At 69.4% G+C, this 22,058-nt stretch carries 22 protein-coding genes; 12 read left to right on the top strand and 10 right to left on the bottom strand.

The genetic code is table 11. The features are described 5' to 3' along the window. From ABD732_RS04550 to ABD732_RS04540, 3 genes are all read left to right on the top strand, one after another. Window positions 1–1,035, top strand: a complete 1,035-nt coding sequence (locus ABD732_RS04550; protein WP_344781025.1) for a glycoside hydrolase family 6 protein — start codon at window positions 1–3, stop codon at window positions 1,033–1,035. An 86-nt stretch (window positions 1,036–1,121) separates the two neighbouring features. Continuing rightward, on the top strand, window positions 1,122–2,234 hold the full coding sequence (locus tag ABD732_RS04545) for a glycoside hydrolase family 6 protein (RefSeq protein ID WP_344781023.1): 1,113 nt from the start codon (window positions 1,122–1,124) through the stop codon (window positions 2,232–2,234). Window positions 2,235–2,275: 41 nt separating this feature from the next. Further along, window positions 2,276–3,058, top strand: coding sequence for a DUF2127 domain-containing protein (locus ABD732_RS04540; protein ID WP_344781021.1), 783 nt, complete (start codon window positions 2,276–2,278; stop codon window positions 3,056–3,058). Here the strand turns inward: ABD732_RS04540 and ABD732_RS04535 are convergent. Next, window positions 3,045–4,106 (bottom strand): tellurite resistance/C4-dicarboxylate transporter family protein, encoded by a 1,062-nt coding sequence (locus ABD732_RS04535; RefSeq protein WP_344781019.1) that lies wholly within the window; start codon window positions 4,104–4,106, stop codon window positions 3,045–3,047. The two genes, ABD732_RS04540 and ABD732_RS04535, sit on opposite strands and share 14 nt — an antisense overlap. Before the next feature lie 75 nt (window positions 4,107–4,181). Between ABD732_RS04535 and ABD732_RS04530 the strand changes: the two genes are divergently transcribed. The 9 genes from ABD732_RS04530 (at window position 4,182) to ABD732_RS04490 (ending at window position 16,325) form a co-directional block, all read left to right on the top strand. Beyond that, on the top strand, window positions 4,182–7,895 hold the full coding sequence (locus tag ABD732_RS04530) for a nitrate reductase subunit alpha (RefSeq protein WP_344781017.1): 3,714 nt from the start codon (window positions 4,182–4,184) through the stop codon (window positions 7,893–7,895). Continuing rightward, window positions 7,895–9,571, top strand: a complete 1,677-nt coding sequence (gene narH / locus ABD732_RS04525; protein ID WP_344781015.1) for a nitrate reductase subunit beta — start codon at window positions 7,895–7,897, stop codon at window positions 9,569–9,571. The genes ABD732_RS04530 and narH overlap by 1 nt, the downstream gene beginning before the upstream one ends. Then, window positions 9,571–10,266: a nitrate reductase molybdenum cofactor assembly chaperone gene (narJ, locus tag ABD732_RS04520; RefSeq protein ID WP_344781013.1), complete on the top strand. Its 696-nt coding sequence runs from the start codon at window positions 9,571–9,573 to the stop codon at window positions 10,264–10,266. The genes narH and narJ overlap by 1 nt, the downstream gene beginning before the upstream one ends. A gap of 7 nt (window positions 10,267–10,273) precedes the next feature. Continuing rightward, the gene (narI, locus tag ABD732_RS04515; protein WP_344781012.1) at window positions 10,274–11,023 is read left to right on the top strand and encodes a respiratory nitrate reductase subunit gamma; all 750 of its coding nucleotides are present in this window, start codon (window positions 10,274–10,276) and stop codon (window positions 11,021–11,023) included. Beyond that, entirely contained in the window at window positions 11,020–12,261 is a 1,242-nt protein-coding gene (locus ABD732_RS04510; RefSeq protein ID WP_344781011.1) for an MFS transporter, read from the top strand. Before narI ends, ABD732_RS04510 begins: the two co-directional genes overlap by 4 nt. Further along, window positions 12,258–12,587 (top strand): cupin domain-containing protein, encoded by a 330-nt coding sequence (locus tag ABD732_RS04505; protein ID WP_344781010.1) that lies wholly within the window; start codon window positions 12,258–12,260, stop codon window positions 12,585–12,587. The genes ABD732_RS04510 and ABD732_RS04505 overlap by 4 nt, the downstream gene beginning before the upstream one ends. A gap of 138 nt (window positions 12,588–12,725) precedes the next feature. Beyond that, window positions 12,726–15,146 carry an alpha/beta fold hydrolase gene (locus ABD732_RS04500; protein WP_344781009.1) on the top strand — a complete coding sequence of 807 codons (2,421 nt, stop codon included), beginning with the start codon at window positions 12,726–12,728 and terminating at the stop codon, window positions 15,144–15,146. Next, the gene (locus tag ABD732_RS04495) at window positions 15,119–15,358 is read left to right on the top strand and encodes a hypothetical protein (RefSeq protein ID WP_344781008.1); all 240 of its coding nucleotides are present in this window, start codon (window positions 15,119–15,121) and stop codon (window positions 15,356–15,358) included. The genes ABD732_RS04500 and ABD732_RS04495 overlap by 28 nt, the downstream gene beginning before the upstream one ends. A 130-nt stretch (window positions 15,359–15,488) precedes the next feature. Continuing rightward, complete coding sequence (locus ABD732_RS04490; protein ID WP_344781006.1) at window positions 15,489–16,325, top strand: SDR family oxidoreductase; 837 nt, start codon at window positions 15,489–15,491, stop codon at window positions 16,323–16,325. Window positions 16,326–16,350: 25 nt separating this feature from the next. Here the strand turns inward: ABD732_RS04490 and ABD732_RS04485 are convergent, their stop codons facing one another. From ABD732_RS04485 to ABD732_RS04445, 9 genes are all read right to left on the bottom strand, one after another. Further along, a complete protein-coding gene (locus ABD732_RS04485; RefSeq protein ID WP_344781004.1) occupies window positions 16,351–16,959 on the bottom strand; it encodes a TetR/AcrR family transcriptional regulator in 609 nt (202 codons plus the stop codon). 64 nt (window positions 16,960–17,023) lie between these two features. Further along, entirely contained in the window at window positions 17,024–17,251 is a 228-nt protein-coding gene (locus ABD732_RS04480; RefSeq protein ID WP_344781002.1) for a type IV toxin-antitoxin system AbiEi family antitoxin domain-containing protein, read from the bottom strand. A 146-nt stretch (window positions 17,252–17,397) separates the two neighbouring features. Next, a complete protein-coding gene (locus ABD732_RS04475) occupies window positions 17,398–17,583 on the bottom strand; it encodes a type Z 30S ribosomal protein S14 (protein WP_105943221.1) in 186 nt (61 codons plus the stop codon). A 1-nt stretch (window position 17,584) separates the two neighbouring features. After that, window positions 17,585–18,163 carry a 50S ribosomal protein L5 gene (rplE, locus tag ABD732_RS04470; protein ID WP_344780998.1) on the bottom strand — a complete coding sequence of 193 codons (579 nt, stop codon included), beginning with the start codon at window positions 18,161–18,163 and terminating at the stop codon, window positions 17,585–17,587. A 2-nt stretch (window positions 18,164–18,165) separates the two neighbouring features. Then, complete coding sequence (gene rplX / locus ABD732_RS04465) at window positions 18,166–18,483, bottom strand: 50S ribosomal protein L24 (RefSeq protein WP_344780996.1); 318 nt, start codon at window positions 18,481–18,483, stop codon at window positions 18,166–18,168. A gap of 2 nt (window positions 18,484–18,485) precedes the next feature. Further along, window positions 18,486–18,854: a 50S ribosomal protein L14 gene (gene rplN, locus ABD732_RS04460; protein ID WP_344780994.1), complete on the bottom strand. Its 369-nt coding sequence runs from the start codon at window positions 18,852–18,854 to the stop codon at window positions 18,486–18,488. A gap of 232 nt (window positions 18,855–19,086) precedes the next feature. Further along, window positions 19,087–19,452, bottom strand: coding sequence for a response regulator transcription factor (locus tag ABD732_RS04455; RefSeq protein ID WP_344780992.1), 366 nt, complete (start codon window positions 19,450–19,452; stop codon window positions 19,087–19,089). A gap of 326 nt (window positions 19,453–19,778) precedes the next feature. Continuing rightward, a complete protein-coding gene (locus tag ABD732_RS04450) occupies window positions 19,779–20,828 on the bottom strand; it encodes a hypothetical protein (protein WP_344780990.1) in 1,050 nt (349 codons plus the stop codon). Next, on the bottom strand, window positions 20,825–22,048 hold the full coding sequence (locus ABD732_RS04445; protein WP_344780988.1) for a sensor histidine kinase: 1,224 nt from the start codon (window positions 22,046–22,048) through the stop codon (window positions 20,825–20,827). The genes ABD732_RS04450 and ABD732_RS04445 overlap by 4 nt, the downstream gene beginning before the upstream one ends. Window positions 22,049–22,058 lie beyond the last annotated feature (10 nt).

Here is a 22,058-nt window from a genome sequence, read left to right as displayed (position 1 = left end):
ATGCCGCGCCTGGACCGTGCCGCCGTCGCGGCGGCGCTGACCGTCGCCCTGACCGCGGCGCTCACCGCCTGCGGCGGCGGGGGCGGTGAGAGCGAGCGGCCGCCGAACCAGCCGCCGCCCGGCCGCATCGCGCCCGTCGAGGCGCCGTACTCGTTGGCGACCACCCCCGAGTACTTCGAGCAGCTCGACACCGCCGCCGACGAGATGAAGTCGTACTTCGGCGACTTTCTGCCCGACGGCTCGCTGGACTCCCTGAACGAACTGCGTCAACAACCCGTCGCCGAATGGATCGGCGGCGACGTCGGACCGGAGACGATCGGGCGGACGCTGGCCGTCACCGGGCTGTCGATTCCGGTGTTCGTGCTGTACCACATCCCCGACCGCGACCTGGACCAGTTCTCGGCGGGCGGCGCCGAGCTCGCCGGCGAGTACTACACGTGGATCGATTCGGTGAGCGGCGCGATCGGCGCCCACACCGCCGTCGTGATCGTGGAGCCAGACGCCCTGCCGCACATGACCGAGATGGACGAGTACTCCGCCGACCAGCGCGCCGCACTGCTGGCGCGGACGCTGAACACCTTCGCCGAGAACAATCCGAACACCGCGGTCTACCTGGACGCCGGCAACAGCGCATGGCTGACTCCGGTGCAGACGTCGAATCTGCTGAAGCAGGTCTCCGCGAAGGGCGCGACGATTCCCGGCATCGCCCTGAACGTCTCCAACTTCCAGTCCGAGGCCGACTCGCGGGCCTACTCGGAGGCGATCTCGAAGGCCTACGGCGAACCGTTGTACACGATCATCGACGAGTCGCGGAACGGCGCGGGCGCGGCCAATCGGCAGTGGTGCAATCCGCGGTGGGCCCGCACTGGCACCACGATCGACAACCGTTTCGATCCGCAGGAGCGGTTCGAGCAGCTGTACATCAAACGCCCCGGCGAGTCCGACGGCGTCTGCGGAGTGAGCGAGGCCCGAGCGGGCGATTTCGACGCCATGCTGCTGTGGCGGCTGCTGGGCGAGGACCAGCTGGTGACCTGAAGTAGGCAGGTAGCGGCGTTATCGATCCGGTAACGACCCGAACCACGGTCTTGGTCTGAGCAGATCGGTTCGGTAGCTTCACGAGCGTGACTGGTGCCAAAGTGACCAATGTGGTTGATGTGACTCGAGCTGCCCGGCGCCGCAGGCGTGCCGCCGGTGCGCTCGCCGCCGCCGTATTGGTCGGGGCCCCGCTGGGGGCCGGCCACGCCGCCGCCCTCCCGGAGTTGCCGCTCCCCGGCTTCGCGGTCCCTCAGCTCAGCGAGGACGGCGGCAACAGCAGCCTCGGCGGCACCCCGTCCGTGCCGGACATTCCGCTGCCCGGCACCGACACCTCATACCTGGTCGGTGCCCGGCCCAGCTACTACGCCAACCTGCAGCGGATGGCCGCCGCCGCCCCCGACCCGGTCAAGAAGGCGATCAACGACCTCGCCGCGGTCCCGGTGGCGCAATGGGTCGGCGGCGACGGCCTGAACGACATCACCCGGCTGGTGACCGAGGGAAAAGCCAAGAACGCGACTCCGGTCGCCGTCCTGTACCACGTGCCGCACCGCGACCTGGGCAACCACTCGGGCGGCGGCGCCGCGACCGCCGCGGCGTACAAGCAGTGGATCGACTCGGTGTCCTCGCGGATCGGCAGCGACCGGATGGTGGTGATCCTGGAGCCCGACGCCCTCCCGCAGATGTCCGAACTCACCGCGGCCCAGGCCACCGAACGCGCCCAGCTCTTGGCGTACGCGCTGCAGAAGCTCGGCGGCAACGCCAACGCCACGGTCTACCTCGATGCGGGCACCGCCGGGTGGCGCACGGTCGCGCAGACCGCCGCCGACCTGAAGAAGGTGGCCGCCAACGGCGCCACCATCGACGGGATCAGCCTGAACGTCTCGAACTTCAAATCGAAGGCGACCACGGTCGACTACGCCGATCAGATCGCCGGCGCTTACGGCAAGCCGCTCAAGGTGATGGTCGACAACTCCCGCAACGGCGCGGCGCAGGTCCCCGAAGGCTGGTGCAATCCGGACGGCCAGCGGCTGGGGACGCTGGCCGACAACGTCTTCGACGCGCAGGCGAAGGTCGAGGAGATGTTCATCAAGACTCCGGGCGAGTCCGACGGCGTGTGCGGGGTCAGCAGCAAGGCGGCCGGCGTCTTCGACGACGCCCTCCTCATGCTTCAGCTCGGGCTGGCCTCCGCCGCGCGCTAGTTCCCCGGGCGGCGGCGATGCCCGCACGGTAGCCTGCCGCCATGAAGCTCGACGTCGAGTTGTTCGCCTGCGGTGTGCGGGGGCACGCGACGTACCGGCCCGACGACACGGACCTGGCCGATCAGCTGCACGTCCAGACGGCGGCCGGACTGACGTGGCGCTGCCTGCGCTGTGGCACCTTCGTCACCGGCGAGCCCGCTGCGAGCGGTCCGGTCCAGGACGCTCCGGTGGTGGCGCGGGGTGCCGTACTGCGCGACATGGTGATCATGCGGCTGCTGGCCCTGGACCGGCTGCTGCACGCAGTCGTCCTCCTCGTCGCCGGATTGTTCATCCTGGGGCTGCGGCACAGCCAGGAGTCGATCGAGCGCGCGTTCGAGCGTGAACTGCCCCTCCTCGAACCGATCGCCGCGCAGCTCGGCTGGACGCTGGCCGAGTCGCGGAGCGTCGCCCTCATCGAGAAGTCGCTGACCCTCTCGCCCACCGTCATCACCTGGATCGGCGCGGCGATCCTGGTCTACGCGGCGCTGCACCTGGTCGAGGCGGTCGGACTGTGGCTGATGCAGCGCTGGGGCGAGTACTTCTCCGTGGTGGTCACCAGCGCCTTCGTCCCGATGGAGATCTATGAACTCACCGAGCGGGTGACGGTGCTCAAACTCCTGGTGCTCGCCATCAACGTGGCCGCAGTGGTCTGGCTGGTCTGGCGCAAACGACTGTTCGGGATCCGCGGCGGCGCGGTCGCCTACCACGCCGAACACAGCGCCGAGAGTCTGCTGACCCTGGAGAGCGCGACCCGGGCGAACGCGGGCGCGGTCAGGAGAGAGTGACCGGCCGTCCGCCGAACCTGCGGATCACGGCCACCACCAGACCGGCCAGCACCACGCCCCAGACGGCGAGCGCGACCCAGGCCTCCCAGGTGCCCACCTCCTCCAGCCAGTCGGTGTGCCGGACGAAGCCGAGCTGGCGGCTGGACTCCCCGTACATGCCGATGGGGAACACCATGGACCAGAGGGCGGCGCGGTAGCCGTGGATCGATCCGGGGCGCAGCCGCTGCCACACCTGCAGGGCGATGGTCAGGGGAATCATCCAGGTCACGAAGGCCCACAGCGCCATCGCCACGGCGCCCACCACCGCGCGCGGCAGCACGATCTGCTCCTCCGCGGTGCCCAGCACCTCGGCGGCACCCAGGATGCTGATCGCGCCGGAACCGAGGAACACCCAGTAGGGAGCCACCTCGTCGGCCGGGGCCACCCCGACGATGAGGAGCCGCGCCGCCACCAGTGCGGCGACGATGCTCAGTTGCAGCACGCCGAGCCCCCACGCCAGCACCGCCAGGGTGGCGGCCACGTCGGAGTCGACGCCCTTGGCCCACGCCGCCAGTGACACCGCCAGCGCCTGCGTGGAGACCACCACCAGGAACCACGTGCCGTTGAACAGCCGGAGCCGGTCACCGGCCCCGCCCGCCGCGGATTCGCCTCCGCTGGAGGTCACCAGCACCACGCCGAGAGCCCCGTACTGGAGGACCACCCAGGCGATCGCCGAGACGATGATCAGCACCAACGCGAAGGTGTGCCATCCCATCCCCACCATGTGCGCGGCCAGCACACCGCCGGCGGCGACGAAGGCGAGGGTGCGCACCGTCGCATCCTGCAGTTCCCCCCGCGCCGTCCGCACGCCGGTCACCAGTCCGGCCAGCACACCGGAGACCAACACGAAGTAGCCGATCAGCGCGATCCAGAAGATGATCAGCGACAGCGTTTTCGCGCCCGTGTTCGCGATCGCCGTCGAGACGATCCCGGTCGCCATGACGAAGGTGAAATGCTCGAGTCTCAGTGCGCGCCAGCCCACCCCGGGACTTCCGACCTGAACTGTCATGTTCTTCTCCAATGGCTGCAGGGAGTATGCTTTAAATGAGCATTCTTGCCGTCAAATCCAGCCTAGGGTCAGGGCATGGGCGGCACACCGAGAACGCAAGGCACTGCGGCACAGACACTGCTCGACGTCGGGCGCTTCTTCACCAAGTGGGACGAGTCCGACGACAAGCGCGCGGTGTTCCGCGACGGGGGCCGCAAGGGTGACATCTTCTACCGCGACCGGTGGAGCCACGACAAGATCGTCCGTTCCACCCACGGGGTGAACTGCACCGGTTCGTGCTCGTGGAAGGTGTACGTCAAAGACGGCATCATCACCTGGGAGACGCAGGAGACCGACTATCCCAGCGTCGGCCCGGACAGTCCGGAGTACGAGCCGCGCGGCTGCCCGCGCGGCGCCGCGTTCAGTTGGTACACCTACTCCCCCACCCGCGTTCGCCACCCGTATGCCCGCGGGGTCCTGGTGGAGATGTACCGCGAAGCCAAATCGCGTCTCGGCGACCCCGTGCTCGCCTGGGCCGACGTGACCGGCGACCCGATCCGCCGCCGCTCCTACCAGCGGGCCCGCGGCAAGGGCGGGCTGATCCGCGTCAGCTGGGACGAGGCGATCGAGATGGCCGCCGCCGCGCACGTGCACACCATCAAGACCTACGGACCCGACCGCTGCACCGGCTTCTCGCCGATCCCGGCGATGTCGATCGTCAGCCACTGCGTCGGCACCCGCTTCATGCAGCTCCTCGGCGGCGTGATGACGTCCTTCTACGACTGGTACGCCGACCTTCCGGTGGCCAGCCCACAGGTCTTCGGCGATCAGACCGACGTCCCCGAGTCCGGCGACTGGTGGGACGCCACCTACCTGATGATGTGGGGCTCCAACGTCCCGGTCACCCGCACCCCGGACGCGCACTGGATGGCCGAGGTGCGCTACCGCGGCACCAAGGTGGTGGCGGTCTCCCCCGATTACGCCGACAACACCAAGTTCGCCGACGAATGGCTGCCCGCCCAGGCCGGCACCGACGCCGCCCTGGCGATGGCGATGGGCCACGTGATCCTCAAGGAGTTCTTCGTCGACACCTCGACGGAGTTCTTCAACGACTACGTCGCCAAGTTCACCGATCTGCCGTTCCTGATCGGCCTCGACGAATTCGAGTACGACGGCGCGCCGACACTGGTCCCCGGCAAGTTCCTCACCGCCGACCAGGTGGGTTTGGGCAGCGCCGACGAGGACGAATGGAAGACGGTGCTGATCGACGACGCCACCGGAGAACTGGTGGCGCCCAACGGTTCCATCGGTCACCGCTACGCCGACTCCGGCGTGGGCACCTGGAACCTGGATCTGGACGGCGTGACCCCGCGGCTGAGCCTGTACGACGACCCGGACAGCGAGCGCGTCGCCATCAGCGTGGCCGCCTTCGACGAGCCCGACGGCAGCGGTTCGGTGCTGCGGCGCGGCGTCCCGGCGCGGCGCATCGGCGGCAAGCTCTACACCACGGTGCTGGACCTGATGCTGGCCCAGTACAGCGTCGGCCGCGACGGCCTGCCCGGCGACTGGGCCGCCGGCTACGACGACGTCACCACGCCCTACACCCCGGCCTGGCAGGAGGAGCACACCAGCGTTCCGGCCGAGGCGGCGATCCGCATCGCACGCGAATTCGCCACCAACGCAAGAGAATCCGGCGGACGCTCGATGGTGATCATGGGCGCGGGCATCTGCCAGTGGTTCCACGCCGACACCACCTACCGCGCCATCCTGGCGCTGCTGATGCTGACCGGCTGCGAGGGGCGCAACGGCGGCGGGTGGGCGCACTACGTCGGCCAGGAGAAGTGCCGTCCGATCACCGGCTGGATCTCCCTGGCCAACGGACTGGACTGGGCCCGGCCGCCGCGCACCCAGCCGGGCACGTCGTTCTGGTACATGCACACCGATCAGTGGCGCGGCGACGGCTACTCCACCAGTTCGCTGTCGTCCCCGCTGACCAAGGGCACCCTCGACCACGACCACACCGCCGACGCCATCGCCCAGTCCGCGCGGATGGGCTGGCAGCCGTTCTTCCCGCAGTTCTCCACCAACCCGCTGCAGGTGGCCGAGGACGCCGTGGCCGCGGTGGACGCCGGCACCGCGTCGTCCCCCGGGGACTATGTGGCGCAGCAGCTGTTCGACGGCAACCTGCAGCCGGCGATCAGCGACGTCGACGCCCCGGAGAACTGGCCGCGCACCCTGGTGCTGTGGCGCTCCAATCTGCTGGGATCGTCGGCCAAGGGCGACGAGTACTTCCTCAAGCATCTGCTCGGCACCCAGAGCAACGTGATGGCTCCGGACAATCCGCAGGTGCCGCACCCGAAGGAGGTGGCCTGGCACGATGAGGCCCCCGAGGGCAAACTCGACCTGCTGCTGTCGGCGGACTTCCGGATGACCTCGACCACGCTGATGAGCGACATCGTGCTGCCGGCGGCCACCTGGTACGAGAAGCACGACCTCTCCTCCACCGACATGCACCCGTTCGTGCACGCCTTCACCCCGGCGATCGATCCGCCGTGGGAGGCCAAGAGCGACTTCGACCTGTTCCATCTGCTGGCCCGCGAGATCTCCCGGCAGTCGGAGACCCACCTGGGCACGGTGCGTGATCTGGTGATCGTGCCCAACCAGCACGACACCCCCGCCGAGGCCGCCAACCCGCACGGCATCGTCGAGGACTGGTACGGCACCGACTCCCCGGGGGTCCCCGGGAAGAACCTGCCGAACTTCGCCGTCGTCGAACGCGATTACACGGCGCTGGCCGACAAGCTCGCGACCGTCGGACCGCTGGCGGACGAGTTGGGCTTCACCGTCAAGAACGTCACCTTCGACATCGCCTCGCAGCTGCCGAAGCTCGCCGCCAAGAACGGGGTGATGCTGGGCGGCAAGGCCGACGGCAGGCCCGCCATCGACACCGACGTGAAGATGGCCGAAGCCGTGCTGATGTTCTCCGGAACCACCAACGGCGAGTTGGCCGTCGACGGTTTCGAGAAGCTCGAGGAACGCACCGGAAAGACCTTCGTCGACCTCGCGTCCGGCTCGGAGGAGAAGCGGATCACCTTCGCCGACACCCAGGACAGCCCGCAGCCGGTGATCACCTCCCCGGAATGGTCCGGCTCGGAGACCGGCGGCCGCCGCTACGCCCCGTTCACCATGAACATCGAGCGCGACAAACCCTTTCACACCCTCACCGGGCGCATGCACTTCTATCTCGACCACGACTGGATGCTCGACATCGGCGAGGCGCTGCCGGTCTACCGGCCGCCGCTGGACATGCACAAGCTGTTCGGCGAACCGGTGCTGGGCACCACGGGCGAGAAGGAGATCACCGTCCGCTACCTGACTCCGCACAACAAGTGGTCCATCCACTCGGAGTATCAGGACAACCTGTTCATGCTGTCGCTCTCGCGGGGTGGGCCGACAGCCTGGTTGTCTCCGGAGGACGCCGCCGCCATCGACGTGGTGGACAACGACTGGATCGAGTGCGTCAACAGCAACGGCGTCTTCGTCGGGCGCGCGGTGGTCAGCCACCGGATCCCGGCGGGCGTCACCTATGTGCACCACGCACAGGAACGCACCATCGACGTCCCCAAGTCGGAGGCGACCGGCAAACGCGGCGGCATCCACAACTCGGTGACCCGGGTGCTGGTGAAGCCGTCCCACCTGATCGGCGGCTACGCCCAGCTGTCGTACGCCTTCAACTATCTGGGCCCCACAGGAAACCAGCGGGACAACGTCTCGGTGGTCCGCAAGCGCAGCCAGGAGGTGACCTACTGATGCGTGTCATGGCTCAAGTCGCGATGGTGATGAATCTGGACAAGTGCATCGGCTGTCATACGTGTTCGGTGACGTGCAAACAGGCGTGGACCAACCGCGCCGGCACCGAGTACGTGTGGTTCAACAACGTCGAGACGCGGCCCGGACAGGGGTATCCGCGGCGCTACGAGGATCAGGACAAGTGGCGCGGCGGCTGGACGCTGAACCGGCGCGGGCAGCTGCGGCTGCGCACCGGTGGCCGTCTGCAGAAGCTGGCGACCATCTTCGCCAGCCCCGTCCAGCCCACGCTCGCCGACTACTACGAGCCCTGGACCTACGACTACGAGAACCTCATCAGCGCGCCGCTGGGCGACGACATCCCGGTGGCCCGACCCAAGTCGCTGATCACCGGTGAGGACATGAAGATCACGTGGTCGGCCAACTGGGACGACGACCTCGGCGGCAGCGCCGCGACCGCCGAGCTGGACCCGATCCTGCAGAAGCTCCGCAAGGACGCCTCGGACAAGATCAAGTTCTCCTTCGAGCAGACCTTCATGTTCTATCTGCCGCGGATCTGCGAGCACTGCCTCAACCCGTCGTGCATGGCGTCGTGCCCGTCGGGGGCGATCTACAAGCGCGAAGAGGACGGCATCGTGCTGGTCGACCAGGACCGCTGCCGCGGCTGGCGCCAGTGCATCACCGGCTGCCCGTACAAGAAGATCTACTACAACCACCGCACCGGCAAAGCCGAGAAATGTACGTTCTGCTATCCGCGCATCGAGGTCGGACAGCCGACGGTCTGTTCGGAGACCTGCGTCGGCCGGCTGCGCTACATCGGGATCTTCCTGTACGACGCGGACAAGGTGACCGAGGCGGCGTCCACGCCGAACGACACCGACCTGTACGAGGCGCAACTGGATCTGATGCTCGATCCGTTCGACCCCGAGGTGCTGGCCGCGGCGCGCAAGAACAACATCCCCGACGACTGGCTGGACGCCGCGCGCCGCTCCCCGGTGTACGCACTGGCCAAGCGGTACAAGGTGGCGCTGCCCCTGCATCCGGAGTACCGGACCATGCCGATGGTCTGGTACGTGCCGCCGCTGTCGCCGATCGTGGACCTGCTGACCGAGCAGGGGCACGACGGCGAGAGCGCCGGCAACCTGTTCGGCGCCATCGACACCCTCCGGATCCCCATCGAGTATCTGGCCGAGCTGTTCTCCGCCGGCGACGTCTCCGTGGTCGACGGGGTGCTGCACAAGCTGGCGGCCATGCGCGCGTACATGCGCGACGTCGCCCTCGGCCGGGAACCGGACGCGTCCATCCCGGCCGCGGTCGGCATGACCGAAGAGTCCATCTCGGAGATGTACCACCTGATGGCGATCGCCAAGTACGAGGACCGCTACGTGATCCCCACCGCGCACACCGAGCAGGGGCACCGGCTGGAGGAGATGGCCTGCTCGCTGGACTACGACGACGGCCCCGGCATGTACGAGTCGGGCCCGTTCGGTGAGGCCAGCGGCATTCCGACTCCGGTCTCGGTGGAGACCTTCCAGGCGCTCAAGCAGCGCCAGACCACCGACACCGCGACCGACGACCACCGGCTGCGCGGTCGGGTGAACCTGCTGAACTGGGACGGCAACGGCGCCCCCGAGGGCATGTTCCCGACCACCTCCGCCGGACCGGGGAAGGACAGCTGATGCGCGGGCGCATCGCCGCCACCCTGTCCCGCCGGCCCAAGGTCGACGACCGGGTGGTCTACCAGGCGGCCTCGTGGCTGCTGTCGTACCCGGACGCCGAGTTGCTGACCCGTCTGCCCGTTGTGCGTTCGGCGCTGACCGAGCAGCCGGACCGCCCCGAGACGCGGGCCCTGCTGCGCGTGACCGATCACCTGTCGGCCGGCGATCCGGAGGCACTCCGCCAGGCCTACGTCGAGGTCTTCGACCTGTCGCGGAAGCAGACGCTGTACCTGACGTACTGGTCCGACGGCGACACCCGGCGCCGCGGGAGCGCCCTCGGCGCCTTCAAGAAGCTCTACCGGGAGTCGGACTTCCTGGTCGACACCCGCGGTGAACTGACCGACTATCTGCCGATGGTCCTGGAATTCGCTGCCCGCGCCGATCCCGCGGGCGGCCGCGAACTGCTGATCGAGCACCGCCCGTCCCTCGAGCTGATCCGGCTGGCGCTGGCCGAACGGGACTCGGTCTACGCCGACGTGCTGGTCGCACTCTGCGCGACGCTGCCGGGCGAGTCCCCCGCGGACAAGGCGGCGGCGTTGGCGCTGCGGGGCAGTTCGCCCACTGTCGAACGCGTGGGCCTCGAGCCCGGCGATCCACGACTACTCCCGCTGTTCACGACGACGGAACTGGCCGCGCGCGGCCCCCGGGGAAGGTGAAGCGAGCATGGATATCTTTCTGTGGGGGGTGATCCCCTACGTGGCACTGGTGGTGCTGATCGGCGGCACCATCTGGCGGTACAAGTACGACAAGTTCGGGTGGACCACCCGATCCTCGGAGCTGTACGAGTCCAAGCTCCTGCGGATCGGTTCACCGCTGTTCCACTACGGCATCCTGGCGGTGATCGCCGGGCACGTCATCGGCCTGGTGATCCCCGAGTCGTGGACCAACGCGATCGGAATCGACGAGCACTGGTACCACATCTTCGCCGCGTACGGCGGGATCGTCGCGGCGATCGCGACGCTGATCGGCGTCGGGATCCTGATCTATCGGCGCCGCACCACCGGCCCGGTCTTCGCCGCCACCACCAACAACGACAAACTGATGTACCTGGTGCTGGTCTCCGCGCTGGTCGCGGGCACCTACATCACCGTCATCGGCATGATCGATCCGGACGGACCGGGGGTGAACTATAGAACGACGGTGGCGCCGTGGTTCCGGTCCATCTTCATCCTGCAGCCGGACATCGACGCCATGGCTGCGGCCCCGCTGCGCTTCCACGTGCACGTGCTGATCGGCTTGGCGCTGTTCTGCCTGGTGCCGTTCACCCGTCTGGTGCACATCCTGACCGCACCGCTGCATTACTTCTTCCGTCCGTACATCGTGTACCGGAGCCGTGACGTGCAGAAGGCTCCGGGCGCGAGCCCGCAGTCCCGCGCGTGGGCCCCGGTCGGCACAGAGGACCGTGACAAATGACGACCACCCACGCCCCGCCCCCCGGGATCACCAAGAGCGCGCAGTCCCGCAACCTGTTCCTCGCCACCCTGGCCTTCGCCATCAGCTTCTGGGCGTGGAACCTCATCGGGCCGCTCGCCGTCTTCTACGCGGGCCCCGGTGAGATGGCTCTCTCTCCGTCCCAGAAATCGGTGCTGATCGCCGTACCGATCCTGGTCGGCTCGCTGGGCCGGATCGTCGTCGGCGTCATGACGCCGCGGTACGGCGGCCGCGTCATGTTCACCGGCCTGCTGGTGCTGTCGGCACCGTTCGTGATCCTGGTGGCCGTGGCCGGCACGGTGAAGTCGTACCCGATGATGATCGTCGTCGGCTTCTTCCTCGGCATCGCGGGCACCAGCTTCGCCGCCGGCATCCCGTTCGTGAACAACTGGTACGAGGCCAACCGACGCGGCTTCGCGACCGGCGTCTTCGGTGCCGGCATGGGCGGCACCGCACTGTCGGCGTTCTTCACTCCCCGGTTCCGGGAGTGGTTCGGCTACTTCCCCACGCACATCATCATCGCCGTCGCCCTCCTGGTGGTCGCGGCGATGTGCTGGCTGTGGATGCGCGACTCCCCCGAGTTCAGGCCGAACACCGACCCGGCCGTGCCGAAGCTGGTGGATGCGCTGAAGCTGCCGATCACCTGGCAGATGTCGTTCCTGTACGCCGCGGCCTTCGGCGGCTTCGTGGCCTTCTCCACCTACCTGCCCACCTACCTCAACGACGTCTACGAGATGACCGACCTCAAGTCGGCGGGCGCCCGCACCGCCGGTTTCGCCATCGCCGCGGTGGTCGCCCGGCCGATCGGCGGCGCCTTGTCGGACCGCTTCGGACCCCGGCTGATCACCGCGATCTCGTGCGGCGGCGCCGCCGTGCTCGCGGTCTGGATGATCTTCAAACCGTCGATGCCCTGGCTGGCCGGCGCCGACTTCCTGCTGATGGCCGTGATGATGGGCATGGGGGCCGGTTCGGTCTTCGCGTGGGTCGCGGTGGCCTCCCCGCCGGCCCGCGTCGGCGCAGTGACCGGCCTGGTCGGTGCGGCCGGCGGTCTCGGCGGCTTCTTCCCGCCGCTGGTGATGGGCGCGACCTACGATGAGGCCGCGCACTCGTACACGGTGGGCCTGGCCCTCCTGGTGGCCTTCGCCGCGGTCGCCTGCCTGTTCACCATCTTCGGGATCGCGCGGCGCCCGGCGGAGAAAGCGGAAGGATCCGCACCATGAGTGTGTCCGACCTGAATGCCCTGAGCGACGACCTGCTCGCCCAGGCTCATGGGCAGGCCAGCGGCCGCTCCTCGACCACCGTCCGGGGGCACGCCGACCGGCTGCGGGAGACGGTGATCGCACTGGTCGCCGGCCAGGAGCTCAGCGACCACGAGAGTCCCGGCGAGGCCACCATCCAGGTGCTGCGTGGGCAGGTGCGGATCACCGTGCCGGACAGGGCATCCGAGATGGCGCTGCGCGCGGGCCAGCTGGCCGACGTCCCCGGGGTCCGCCACGGCCTCACCGCCGACACCGACGCCGTCGTCCTCCTCACCGTCGCTCTCTGACGCGCCCCGCCGGCACCTGATCGAGCGCGGTCGGGATCACCGGTCACGGAGTGCTCACGATCGCCCGGAGGCGCGGCGGCGACCCGGGCGCCGGACGTACGCTGACGTCCTCGCCAGACGCACGGGCGGAGGTGACCGGTGGCGCACGACAGCAGCCGGACCGGCGCCGTGCCGCCGCGGATTCTGGAGATCCGCACCCACGGCGTCAGCGGCACGCCGCCCGAGCAGGTGCTGGCCGACGAGATCGGCGCCATGCCGCCGGGGGACGTCGTCGCCGTACCGGGTTCGCTGAGCCCCGACCGCGGGTTCGTGCACCGGGTCGACGCCCACCGGAAGCCGGTGCCCGTCGGCGACGACCCGAACCATCACGTCTGGGCCTACCACTGGGGCCGCATGACCTCCGGCGGCTGGAAGAAGGCCCTGTGGGCCGTCCTGGTTCCGTTCGCCCTGATCAACACCGCCTACGCGATGCTGCCCGCCCACGACGACACGTGGTCGGCGCGCCTGTCCCGCTGGGCTGTGCACCTTCTCGGCGTCGCGCTGACCGTCGTGTTCACCCTTCAGCTGTCGCTCGTCGCCTACGACATCCTCGCCTATCAGTGCCTCGGTCCGGCCGCGCGACCCGGTGAGACGGCGTGCTTGACGCCCCTCGGCCTCGACGACCACCTGCGGCACAACCCGACCGCCCTGGCCTGGGCGGCCACCGGCGTCGTCGTGCTGGTGCTGATGATCGGCGGCCTGGTCACCCGGATCTCCGACATCGACACCCGGGGCGCCTTGCGGCCCGACGAGCAGGCCGACCATCCCGGAGCCCGCGCCGGTCTGGCCCGCGCCGACTTCTACGACGGTGACGTCACCGCCCCGATCCTGCGCACGGTGCACGGCATCGCCGCACCGACCGCGGTGACGGTGATGATCCTCGTCGTCGGTGCGCCGTCGCAGTACTGGCCGATCCCGGTCGCGGTGCTGGGGCTACTGGGGGCGGTGCTGCTCATCGTCGACCTCTGGCCCCGGGAGAAGCTGGCGCATCTCGGGACCCCGGCCGGAGAGTGGGCGCTGCGGATCGGCGGCTTCGGTGCGGTCGTCGCGGCCAACGCCGTCGTCTTCGCCGTCGCCGGAGTACGGCTGCCCGACCAGTTGGAGAGACCGGCCGACGACGTCGGCGCGAGGGCGCTCGCCGGCGCCGACGGACCCGTCTGGATCGCGCTCGTCGTGTGCGCGTTCTCCTGGCTGGCACTGTGCGGCACGCTCCTGCTCACCGGGTCCTTCCGCCGCCGCCGGGACCTTCCGAAGCCGTACCGGCCGTGGCTGTTCGGGGCCACCCCGCTGCTGCTCACCGGGCTCGGCGTGATGCTGGGCGCGGGCTTCGGGGCGGGCCTGGCACGCCTGATCGGCCTGGCCGGCCGGGGCGGCTCGCCGGTCGTCGTGCTGCCGCGGGTCTACGACACGATCGCACTGCAATGGGGGCTGGTCACCGTGCTGCTCGGCGCGGCGCTCGCCGGGTTCGCCGTCGGGGTCGCCACCAGTTGGTGGTGGGGACGCAACCCGATCGCCGAATGCCTCTCCGAGGTCGGGCCGGGCGGGTCGCGCGCCGGCGAGCTGTCCGGAGTGCAGCGCTGGAACCTGCGTCGGCGAGTGTGGCTGGCGACCCTGAACCGGTACGTCCAGTACCCGATCGCCGGGTTCTTCTCCGCCGCCGTCGTCGCCGCGCTCGTCGCCGCGATCGCGCCCGATCACTTCGGCGCTCCGCTCCGGGTCCTGGGCGCCTTCGCGCTGCTGGCGTTCGTCCTCGGCCTGGGGTTCCTCATCCAGCGCGCCATCAACAATCCCGACGGGGCCGGCCGCACTCTGGGGGTGCTCTGGGACGTGGCCTCGTTCTGGCCCCGAGAGGGCCATCCGGTGGTTCCGCCCGCATACGCGCCCGTGGTGATCACCGACATCGTGCGGCGCGTCCGCGACGAGGTGGCCCGCCACCCGGGCACCCGCATCGTCCTGTGCGGCCACAGTCAGGGATCGCTCATCATGTACGCCGCCGCGCAGCGCCTGACGCAGACCGCCGAGCCGGTCACCGGCCTGGCACTGCTGTCCTACGGCTCACAACTCCAATGGGCTTACGGCCGAACCTTTCCCGACTACCTGGACTTCGACTCGCACGTGCAGTTGACCGGTGCCCTCGACGGCCGCTGGATCAATCTGATCCGGTTCACCGACCCGGTCGGCGGCCCCGTGCTCTCGTGGGGACTGTCGGCGCCCGACCCCGCCGGGACACCGGTCGAGGGCACGATGCTCACCGCGCACGGCGCCGAGCCGGCGACCGGCGAGTTCCTCGGCGGCACACGCACCCGCGTCCTGGCGATCGGCGCCGAGCGCCGGCTGCCCGATCCGCCACTGGCCCAGGCCTACCCGTTCGGCCGCGGTCACAGCAACTACATGCGAGAGCCGATCTGGCCGTCGCTCATCGCCGACCTCACCGGCGGCCGCGAACGCGATACCGTGGACTCGACTGCCGACCGACCCGAGGAGACCGCACCATGGCCAAGAAGAAGTGGGCCGAACTGACCGACGGACAGAAGGGTGCACTCGTGGCCGCGACGGCCGTCGACGCGGGCCTGCGGCTGTGGGCCGGCCGCGACCTGTCGACACGCACCGGTGACCAGGTGAACGGCCCCAAGTGGCTGTGGTCGGCCGCCCTGGCGACGGTGAGCTCGATGGGCGTCCTGCCCGCGGCGTACCTGCTGGTGGGCCGCAAGAAGGACCTGTCCGCCGGCTGACCCCGGCCCGACCGGCCCCACTGTTCTTCCGCCCCGGCGGCACCGCTCTGCGCGCCGCACATCGGCGCTGCTCTGGACCCGACGGCCGATCTATTATAAATTAGCGCTCATTAACTAGTGAGGAGCTGACATGTCCGATCTGCTGAGCAATCTGTCGCCGACGCTGCTGGACGGCACCACCGCCTTCATCACCGGCGGCGGTAGTGGAATCAATCTGGGGATCGGCAAGGTCTTCGCCGCACTGGGCGCGAACCTCTCGATCTGCGGGCGGGACGGCGCCAAGCTCCAGCGCGCTGCGACCGAACTGGAGGAACTCGGCGCCCGGGTGGTCCATTGTGTCGCCGACGTCCGCGACCATGACGCACTCGCCGCGGCGATGGAGCGCACCGCCGACGCCGTCGGACCGATCAACACGCTGATCGCCGGTGCCGCAGGGAATTTCAACGCCCCCGCGGAGAAGATCAGCGCCAACGGCTTCGCGACCGTGGTCGGGATCGACCTCCTCGGCGCCTTCAACGCCGCGCACGCCGCCTTCGAGCAACTCGCCGAGACCTCCGGCTCGATCACCTTCATCTCCGCGGGGCAGGCCTATGCGCCGACCAGCAACCAGGTGCACGCCGGCGCGGCCAAAGCCGGTATCGAGAACCTGATGCAGAACCTGGCGCTGGAGTGGGGGCCGCGCGGTGTCCGCGCCAACACCATCGTGCCGGGACCGATCGCCGGCACCCTGGGTGTCGAGCGGCTCTCCGCGGAGGTCGGCGCCGCCGAATGGCGCCGCGCGGTGCCACTGGGACGTTTCGGCACCACCGAGGAGGTCGGCGTGATGGCCGCCGTCCTCGCCTCGCCCCTGGCCGCCTACGTCAGCGGCTGCCGGATCCAGGTCGACGGCGGCTTCGGGCTCGCCGGCTTCGGCATGCTGCACCGGGCCTGGATGGACCTCGGCACCGGAGCGACCGCGCCGGCCTGAGCTCGGGTCCACCGATCAGCGAGGGTCAGGACGGGGCGACGAGGTGGCGCATCGCGTCGACCAGGGCCCGGAAGTCCGCGGGCTTGGACAGCGTCGACGACACCATCAGCCCGCTGAACATCGACTCCAGGGCGAGGGCGAGGTTCCGCTGCCCGCGCGTCCCGGGCGCGCGGGACTCGGGGGCGAGCGCCGCGATGGCGCTGCAGAACGCCCGGAAGTCGCGCAGCATCGGCTTCAGGTCCGCGGCCAGCTCACGGCTGCGTTCGGCTTCGATCAAGACCATCACCACCATGCCGGTCATATCCGGCTCGGTACGGGAGATCGCGACGAACTCGCGCAGCGCCGCCTCCAGGGCCGCATCGAAATCCTCCAGCCCGTCGATCGAGGCCTGCAACCGCGCCAGCCCGACGTCGTAGACGTCCTCGCCTGTCGCGACGAACAATCCGGCTTTGCTGCCGAATCGCTGATAGATCACCGGTACGCTCACCCCGGCGCCCTTGCCGACCTCGGAAACCGAGGTGCCCGCATAACCTTTCGCCGAGAACAGGGCCCGCGCCACGGCGAGGAGTTCGGCTCTGGTGTCCAGGCCTTCAGCCGCCTTCGGCCGTCCCGGCGACCGCTTCGGTTCGCTCACCGCACCCTCCCTGAAAGATACTGAGGGCTAGTTTACTTTCAGTGGTCTCCCGAGCGTGGCCCGATCAGGAACCGTCGGCGAGCCGCCGCGAATCACAGGAGGCCCACCGGTGGCGGACGGGCAAGCTGCGCACTGCGGCGGCGGCCGCGCGGTCGTGCGCGCACGCCCGGACGTACCAGCCGCGCCGCAGCCGGATCAGCGCGCCGTCGCGCAGGTACCGCCGCAACTCGGTCTTGCTCACCCCCATCCGCGCCAGGTCGTTCCGGTTGAACACCCCGTTCTCTATCCCCATGCCTCTTAGACGCACCGTCTCCCCGGGCGGTTCCACGACGCGCGGCGCGGGCCGGGATGCACCGCACCCCCGCCTCCGGATCGGAGGCGGGGGTGCGGCACAGACGTCATCGGTCGCCCGGAGGCGCCGCGTCGGTCAGGTGTGGGTCACCAGCTCGACTTCTGCACGCCCGGCAGTTCGCCGGCGTGCGCCATCTCGCGCAAGCAGATCCGGCACAGGCCGAACTTGCGGTACACCGAGTGCGGGCGACCGCACTTGTTGCAGCGCGTGTAGCCACGCACCGCGAACTTCGGCTTCTTGGCGGCCTTGATCCGCAGAGCCTTCTTTGCCATGTCAGTTGTCCTTCGCGTTCGAGTCCTTGAACGGGAAGCCCAGCGCCTTGAGCAGTGCGCGGCCTTCCTCGTCGTTGGTGGCCGAGGTGACGACGGTGATGTCCATGCCGCGCGGGCGGTCGATCGAATCGATATCGATCTCGTGGAACATCGACTGCTCGTTCAGGCCGAAGGTGTAGTTGCCGTTGCCGTCGAACTGACGGTCGCTCAGGCCTCGGAAGTCACGGATACGCGGAAGCGCGATCGACACCAGGCGATCGAGGAACTCCCACATGCGGTCGCCGCGCAGCGTGGCGCGGGCACCGATCGGCATGCCCTCGCGCAGCTTGAACTGTGCGATGGACTTGCGGGCACGACGGATCTCGGGCTGCTGACCGGTGATCAGCGCCAGGTCGGACACCGCACCGTTGATCAGCTTGGCGTCGCGGGCCGCGTCGCCGACGCCCATGTTCACGACGACCTTCACGACACCCGGGATCTGCATCACGTTGTCGTAGGCGAAATCCTTGTTCAGCTGGTCCTTGATCTCCTCGCGGTAGCGAGTCTTCAGGCGCGGCTGGACCTTCTCAGAAGTGGTCATAATCAGATGTCCTTCCCGGTCTTGCGGGAGATGCGGACCTTCTTGCCGGTCTCGTCATCGATCCGGTAACCGATGCGGGTCGGGTTGCCCTCGGAATCGACCACCATCACGTTCGAGACGTGGATGGGGGCTTCCTGGGTCACGATGCCGCCGGACTCGGCGCCACGCTCGTTGGCCGACGAGGGGGTGTGCTTCTTGATGCGGTTGACGCCCTCGACGAGCACACGCTCGCGCTTGGGGTAGGCCTCGATGACCTTGCCCTTGGCGCCCTTGTCCTTGCCCGCGACGACGATCACGGTGTCACCCTTGTGAACCTTCATTGTCAGATCACCTCCGGTGCGAGCGACACGATCTTCATGAAGCGCTTGTCGCGCAGTTCACGGCCCACCGGGCCGAAGATGCGCGTGCCGCGCGGCTCGGACTCGTTCTTGAGGATGACGGCCGCGTTCTCGTCGAACTTGATGTACGAACCGTCCGGGCGACGGCGCTCCTTGGCGGTGCGCACGATGACGGCCTTGACGACCTCACCCTTCTTGATGTTTCCGCCGGGGATGGCGTCCTTGACGGTGGCGACGATGACGTCACCCACGCCGGCGTAGCGTCGCGAGGACCCGCCGAGCACTCGGATGCAAAGGATCTCCTTGGCACCGGTGTTGTCGGCGACCCGCACGCGCGATTCCTGCTGAATCACTGCTGGTCTCCTTGACCTGGACTTGTATGTACGCCGGATTGCCGACCCGACGCACTCGGCCTGTTGCCACCGGAACACGCGCCTGCCTGGCATTTTCCGCGTGACGCGGAAGATCCCAGTGGGTTCGCGAGCCGACTCGCGGTGCACGCACCGCAGGCAACCGGTTCAGTGTAGGTGTTCACGCAGGCCAGCGCCAAATCAGCGCAGCGGCCGCAGCGTCACCACTCGGTCCTCACCACTCGGCGATGGTGGTGTATCCGTCCTGCACCGCACGGGCCAGCAGGTGCGCCTTGGTCGGCGCGGGCCGGTCCAGGACGGCGTACTTGGCCCGGATCCGAGAGATGTGCGTGCTGACCGTGGACGCCGAAATGAACAGGCTCGCGGCCGCGACCTCCTTGGAATCGGCCGCCAGCCACGCCAGCAGTACCTCCACCTCCCGGCGCGACAGCGCGGGACGGACCAGGCGCGGAACATCCGCACCGCGGAAGTCCGCGAACTCGGCGACCGTCGTGTTCAGTCCGGCCGTCGCGGTGCCATCGCCGGTCCGGATGTCGACATCGACACGGTTCACAGAGACCGGCACGACCTCCGTTGCCATCGCCGTCACAATACTTCCCCCTAGTAGGTCTCCCCGACCCTCAAAGCTCCGATTCCGCCAGGTGGATTCGGCGCCAGACGCCTCCCCCACACAGGTTCCTCTCAGGCTATGAGCACCATGTGTGAACGGTATAGACCCAGATCGGGGGACACCGGAACTCACGGCACCCCGCCGAATGTCAATCACTCGATCAGTCGACATCCGCGTATCCGCTGGTCACCGTCGCAAGGGGAGGATGACGGCAGCGGCGGGGCACATCGTGGACAAATCAGACGAGGTGATCCAGATCTCGACCCGGAGTGCGAGAGCGCACCTCTGCCGAGTGTCTACCCGGTCAGCAAACGGCCGTCGTGCCCGAATTCCCACCGCTGCAAGCCGTCTCCGCGGTCGACCGTCAGCGTCGCCAAGCGGCTGCGGCCGCTGGGCAGCACCCGTACCGTGACGTCGCAGCCGGCGCCGGCCCGGTCCAGAGCGGCCACGGCCGCGGCGTGCAGCGCCTCCAGCGGCTCGGCGCCGTCGCCGCCGCGAGGGGCGCGATCGTCGAGCAGCAGCACGCGCGCACCGCGGGCACGCGCCGCCCAGGCCGCCTCGGTGATTATCGGCACGTCCAGGGCGGGAGCACGGATCCCGTCGCGCAGCGCCGCCTCGACCAGACCGCATTCGGCCACGACCTGCGTATCGATCGGGCCGGCCGCGATCCGCAGCAGCAGGGGCCGCGCGCGCTCGTCCAGATACTCCAGCTGCTGTGCGCGGACGGCGATGGCGGCCCGCTCCGCGGCTTCGGCGGCACTCTGCCGCTCGGTCTGGTGCCGTAGCGCGTAGATCTGTTTGGCGCGCGGCCAGGCGACGGTGGCGAAGAACGTCGCCATCACCAGCACCGCGACGTTCGGCAGGACGGTCTCCACCATCGCCGGCTGCGGACCGTCCAGCCCGTCGACCACCAGGGTGACCACGGCGCTGAGGGCCAGGCCGGCCCACGCGGTCACCACCCGGCCGCGGATGCAGGCGAAGGCCAGGACGATCCCGCCCAGATTGCCGATCACGGCGGTCCCGGCCTGCGCCGACGACGACGCCGCGCTGTACACCCCGGCCACCAGGGCCACCGACGGGACCAGCACGGCCACGGCGGTGGCACGCCGGTCCAACGGATCACCGGGGGCCGCGAGCAGCACCAGCGCAGCCCCGGCGATCAGCACCATCGCCAGCAGATACAGCCACGGCCGGCCGACGTCTCCGGTCGCCCAGCCCAGCACGCCGGGCACCACCACGACCACTGCGGCGAGGACGGCCGCCCCGCGCGTCTGCATGCCGATGATGGTGGACGCATCATTGCGCGGCGGGTGCCGCCACCACTGCCACCAGTGCACTCCGGTCATCGGGCGCCCTCCCACCGGATCTGGACCGTGGCCCCGGAGCCGGGCGCGCTCCGCACGTGCGCGCTGCCACCGGGCAACTCCTGGAGGCGGGAGCGGATGCTCACTTCGATGCCCAGCCGTTCCGGTGGGACCGCCGCCACGTCGAAACCCGCGCCGTTGTCGGCGACCGTCACCAGGAGCCCGTCGGGGCCCGGTTCCACCAGGATCGCGCGCTCGGCGGTGTCACCGGCGTGGTGGACCGAGTTGCGCAGGGCCTCCCCCATCGCCTCCGACACCGCCCGGACCGCGGCCTCGGGATAGCGGGGCGCACCCACGTCCAGGTCCCCGTCGGCGACCGAGCCGACCGGGACGTCCGCCTCGATCGACGAGGCGAGGGTGCGCAGCCGCGCGACGGTCTCGGCGACGCTCAGCCGGGTCCCGTCGGCGACCGGGCCGTCGGCCAGCGCGGCCAACTCGTCCAGGGCCGCTTGCGCGTGGTCGGGCAGGCGCGGGTCCTCGGGGTCCCGCTTCGCGGCCAGCAGCGTCGCGATCACCCGATCGTGGATCAGCGCGTCGAAGCGCGAGCGCTCGGAGTTGCGGGCGGCGGCCGTCGCCGAGTCCGCGGCGGCGCGCACCGCACCGGCGCGTGTGCGGTCGAGGATCCAGCCCGCGCGCACCACGGTGTACATGGCGAGCAGGAACAGGGACGTGAACAGGACGTTCCAGACGGTCTGGTAGGCGACGTCGACCGTATCGGTCCCGGGAATCCCGGCAGCCAGGGTCATGAGGCCGGCCACGCCGTCGCACAGCACCAGGACCAGCACGGCGGGCTGCAGTCGGTGCAGTACGACGGCGAGACTGGGCAGACCCGCGAAGCCGGTCAGCCACGCCACGTGGTCGATGGGGGCCGGCGTGCCGCGCACGGCCACCAGCCACAGCAGCCCGGCCGCGAGATAGCCCGCCGCGCACAGATAGGCCAGCGGAACGGCCGTCCGCGGCGCCCCAGGCAGGAAGGTCGCCGCCAGCAGCGCGAAGCCGGGGCCGAAGGCCAGCGCCGCGGCGAGCGGCAGGTACCAGCCGGCGACCAACTCGGACGACAGCCCGAAGTCGGGGATGGAGACCAGGAAGTACGCGAGATAGCCGACACCGACGAACCGCGCCATCACCGTGAGCATCCGTTCGCGCTCCCGATGGGAGGAGAACTTGGTCTCGGCATCACCGCTCACCGCGGTCGGCCCCATCCCCTGCCCC

The organism is Gordonia caeni (assembly GCF_039537105.1).
In the GTDB taxonomy this organism is placed as follows: domain Bacteria; phylum Actinomycetota; class Actinomycetes; order Mycobacteriales; family Mycobacteriaceae; genus Gordonia; species Gordonia caeni.
Note: the sequence above shows the minus strand (reverse complement) of the source record. Positions and strands in the feature narration are given on the sequence as shown.